This window comes from Dietzia sp. B19 (assembly GCF_014145155.1).
Classification (GTDB): Bacteria; Actinomycetota; Actinomycetes; order Mycobacteriales; family Mycobacteriaceae; genus Dietzia; species Dietzia natronolimnaea.
This window is the reverse complement of record NZ_JAALED010000576.1, coordinates 1-4,243: the sequence shown is the minus strand read 5'-3', so window position 1 is coordinate 4,243 and position 4,243 is coordinate 1. Positions and strand designations below refer to the sequence as shown.

Below are 4,243 nucleotides of genomic sequence, written 5' to 3'. Positions count from 1 at the left end.
GCTCTGCGTCCCGGCGGAACTCCTCCACTCGGGTACCTCCCACGCCGCGCTCGACGCCGCCGGCACGGTCCTCGGCGGAGGGCGGATCCTCCACCTCGAGGGACTGCCGGGGTCGCCGCGGCCGCCCCGCTCCGGCCCTGAGGTGGAACGCGATGTGTCCGCGATCCTCGCGTTGCTCGAGCGCCTCAGCGCGCCCCGGCACGCCGGGTTGGGGCAGCTGGTCCTCACCCCGACCGTGGACGCCATGACCTCGGGCCACCTGACCCCGGTGGAGGCACTGGCATCGGTACGTCGGGTGGCCGAGGCGGCTCCGCGGCTGGCCGAGTGACCGATCCGATCTAGGGTGTGTCTCCCAATCGGCGTAGCCAGGTGAGAATTGCGCAGAGGGTGACGGCGGCGCGGTAAGTGATCGCGAGTTTGTCGTAGCGGGTGGCCAGCGCTCGCCATTGCTTGGCCAGTGCGAAGGAACGCTCGACGACGTTTCGGTCTTTGTAGAGGTCAGTGTCGAGTTTCGGGGGTCGGCCACCGCGGCTGCCGCGGCGTTCGCGAGCGGCGATGGTGTCGCTTTTCTCCGGGATGACAGCGGCGATACCGCGACTGCGGAGCTGGCGGCGGATCGTGCCAGACGAGTAGGCCTTGTCTGCGATCACCGCGTCGGGGCGGGTGCGGGGTCGGCCCTTGCCGTGGCGTGGGACGTGGATGTCGGCCAGGACTTCGGCCAGCATCGCGCCGTCGTTTCGTTGCCCACCGGTGATCACGTTCGCCAGCGGTCGGCCGCGGCCGTCGACGGCACTGTGAATCTTGGTGGTCAGCCCTCCTCGCGAGCGACCGATGCCATGACCTGCGGGTTCACAGTCCCGGAAGGGCCGGTTCTTGTGATTCGACCCTGCCCCCTGTGTCCTGCTCAGGGCGCGTTGTATTTGTGCCGTGCTGATGAGCGCGGCAGATGGTGGCGTCGACCGAGACGTTCCAGTCGATCTTTCCGGCTGCGTCGGCATCGGCCAGGATCACGTGCAGGATGCGATCCCAGGTCCCGTCCCGGGCGTAGCGGGCGTGACGCTTCCACACGGTCTGCCACGCACCGAACTCCTCGCGAGGTAGGTCCCGCCAGGGAATACCGGCGCGGTAGCGGTAGATGATCCCCTCGACGACCTTGCGATTGTCGCGAAACGGATGCCCCTGCCGCCCTTCATTGGAGGGCAGCAGGGGCTCTATCCGCTCCCACTGCTCGTCGGTGAACTGGCGAAATCGTGACTTCGTCTGACCCATACGGCCACGGTCTCGCGGGTCACCGCTCAGCTATGGGAGACACGCCCTAGGTGTCGGCGATCGGCCACTGTGTGTTGACGTCCGAGGCGTCCTTGCCCGACTGCTCGAGATAGGCCGCGAAATCGCGTTGCCGCGTCTCGTGCCACTGCGCCTGCTGCGCGTTGACCGCGCGCCAGTCCGCTCCGGCCAGTTCGGGGATCGAGCCGAGTAGCTTCCACGCCAGGCGGGCCGCCGCGAGCGCATCGGCCGCGGCCTCGTGGGCGCCGTCCAACCGCACGCCGTGGTGGGCGCACAGGGCCTCGAGGGTGCGCTTGCCCTTGCGGTACGGGTCGGTCGCCCGGTCGACGACGTAGGGGTCGATGACCGGGCCGAGCACCTCGAACGAGGGGTCCCATCTCCTGAGGATGGTGAGGTCGTACGCGGCGTTGAACACCACCAGGGTCCGCCCCTCCCGCCACCCCGTCCGGACCCCGGCGATGGTCTCGGCCACCACCTCCGCATGCGGCCTTCCGTGCTGCCTGGCCTGGGCGGTGGTGATGCCGTGCACAGCCGTGGCGCCCTCCGGAATGTCTATACCCGGATCGGCCATCCAGTTGAGTTCCACCTTTCGGGGCCCGTCGATCGCGACGAGGGCCGAGGTGACGACATGCGCGGTCCGGGGATCGGGTCCGGTGGTCTCGAGGTCGAATGCCAGCAGCCGGTTCCGGTCGAGGGAGACAGGGGTGATGTTCTCTGGGTTCATGCGGTCACCGTAGGCCACCGCCCCGACACGCCGGGCATGTGTCGCATTACCCTGTCCTCGTGAGCCAAGCGAGTCGAAGCAACGAGCCCGTCGGCACCGGGGACATCCCCCCGGAGGTACGGCAGGCGTGGACCGACCTCGCGGAGACGGTGCGGGATCACCAGTTCCGCTATTACGTCAAGGACGCCCCCATCGTCTCCGACGCCGAGTTCGACAGGCTGTTCCACGACCTGGAGGCGCTGGAGGAACTCCACCCCGAGCTGCGTACGGCGGACTCCCCGACACAGCTCGTCGGGGGTGGCTTCTCCACCGATTTCGCGCCGGTCGAACACCTTCAGCGGATGACGAGCCTGGATAACGTGTTCTCCGAGGAGGAGCTGCGCGCGTGGGTGGCCTCGGCGGTCGAACAGGCTCACATCCCCGCGGAGGACCTTCGGTTCCTGTGCGAGGTCAAGATCGACGGGGTGGCGCTCGACCTGGTCTACCGCGAGGGGAGGTTGGTCAGCGCGGCCACCCGCGGGGACGGTCGAACGGGCGAGGACGTCACGCTCAACGCCCGGACGATCGACGACATCCCGGTCACGCTCACCCCGACGAAGGACCGCCCCGTTCCCGCGCTGCTCGAGGTCAGGGGGGAGGTGTTCTTCCGGCTCGAGGACTTCGCCGACCTCAACGCGCGGCTCGTCGCCGACGGCAAGCCACCGTTCGCCAATCCCCGCAACAGCGCGGCCGGGTCACTGCGGCAGAAGAACCCGGCGATCACCGCCCAGCGCCGCCTCGGGATGTACTGTCACGGCCTCGGCGTGGTCGAGGGAGCGACCTTCGACAGCCTCCACGACGTCTATCTCGCGCTTGCGGACTGGGGCCTGCCCGTCTCTCCCCACACCGCCCCGGCGACCGGGGTCGACGAGGTACTCGAGCGGATGCGGTACTGGGGCGAACACCGGGACGACCCCGAGCACGAGATCGACGGCCTCGTGGTGAAGATCGACGACCGGGCCGTCCAGCGTCGACTCGGTCAGACGTCGCGGGCACCGCGGTGGGCGATCGCCTACAAGTACCCGCCCGAGGAGGTCATGACCGAGTTGCTCGACATCCGTGTCTCCGTGGGTCGTACCGGGCGGGTCACACCGTTCGCCCACATGGAGCCGGTGCTCGTCGCCGGCTCCACGGTCTCGCTCGCGACCCTGCACAACCAGACCGAGGTCAAGCGCAAGGGTGTTCTGATCGGTGACACCGTGGTGATCCGCAAGGCCGGGGACGTCATCCCGGAGGTCCTCGGCCCGGTGGTGGAGCGCCGGGACGGGACCGAGCGCGAGTTCGTCTTCCCCGAGCGCTGCCCCGAGTGTGAGACCGTCCTGGCGCCGGCGAAGGAGGGGGACGCGGACTGGCGTTGTCCGAACCAGCGGTCCTGTCCCGCACAGCTCCGAGAGCGACTGTTCTACCTGTCCTCGCGGAACGCACTCGACATCGAGGCGCTCGGCTACGAGGGAGCCTCCGATCTCCTCGCCAGCGGGGTGCTGGACAACGAGGCCGGTCTGTTCGACCTCACCGAGGCGGACCTCCTCCGCACCTCCCTCTACACCCGACTGGACAAGGCGACACGCAAGCAGGTCGAGGAGGGCGCCGAGCCGGAGCGAACCGTGCTCACCGAGAACGGCCGCAAGCTGCTGGCGAATCTCGAGACGGCGAGGGACCGGCCACTGTGGCGGGTGCTCGTCGCGTTGTCGATCCGCCACGTCGGGCCGACCGCCGCACGCGCGTTGGCCACCCGGTTCGGCACCATGGAGGACATCCGCGCCGCCTCGGAGGTGGAGCTGGCGGAGACGGACGGCGTCGGCGCGACCATCGCGGCCTCGGTGGTGGAGTGGTTCGATGTGGACTGGCATCGCGAGATCGTCGACCGGTGGGCGGCCTCGGGCGTCTCGATGGCCGATGAACGGGACGCGTCGATCCCGCGCACCCTCGAGGGCCTGACCATCGTGGCGACCGGATCCCTGGAGGGGTTCACCCGCGACGGGATCAAGGAGGCGATCATCGCTCGCGGTGGCAAGGCCTCGGGATCGGTGTCCAAGAAGACCGACTACGTGGTTGTGGGGGACAACCCGGGGTCGAAGGCGGCCAAGGCTGAGGAGCTGGGGCTGACCATCCTCGACGAGGCCGGCTTCGTGGAGCTGTTGGAGAACGGCCCGGCGCGGGAGGACGAAGACGGGGCCGACCCCGAGCCCGCCG

At 69.1% G+C, this 4,243-nt stretch carries 2 protein-coding genes and 2 pseudogenes; 2 read left to right on the top strand and 2 right to left on the bottom strand.

Annotated features, from left to right (window positions below; all coding sequences use genetic code 11):
* Nucleotides 1-328, top strand: a pseudogene (locus tag G6020_RS16695) (cobalamin-independent methionine synthase); the annotation flags it as partial.
* Nucleotides 329-338: 10 nt separating this feature from the next.
* On the opposite strand, the pseudogene G6020_RS16540 reads toward G6020_RS16695, so the two are convergent.
* Together G6020_RS16540 and G6020_RS16535 are read right to left on the bottom strand one after the other, a co-directional pair.
* A pseudogene (locus G6020_RS16540) lies at nt 339-1,269 on the bottom strand (IS5 family transposase).
* Between the two features lie 46 nt (nt 1,270-1,315).
* Nucleotides 1,316-2,011 carry an exonuclease domain-containing protein gene (locus tag G6020_RS16535; protein ID WP_182611333.1) on the bottom strand — a complete coding sequence of 232 codons (696 nt, stop codon included), beginning with the start codon at nt 2,009-2,011 and terminating at the stop codon, nt 1,316-1,318.
* A gap of 59 nt (nt 2,012-2,070) precedes the next feature.
* Here G6020_RS16535 and ligA point away from each other — a divergent pair.
* A partial coding sequence (ligA, locus tag G6020_RS16530; protein WP_182611332.1) for an NAD-dependent DNA ligase LigA occupies nt 2,071-4,243 on the top strand: 2,173 nt, incomplete at its 3' end.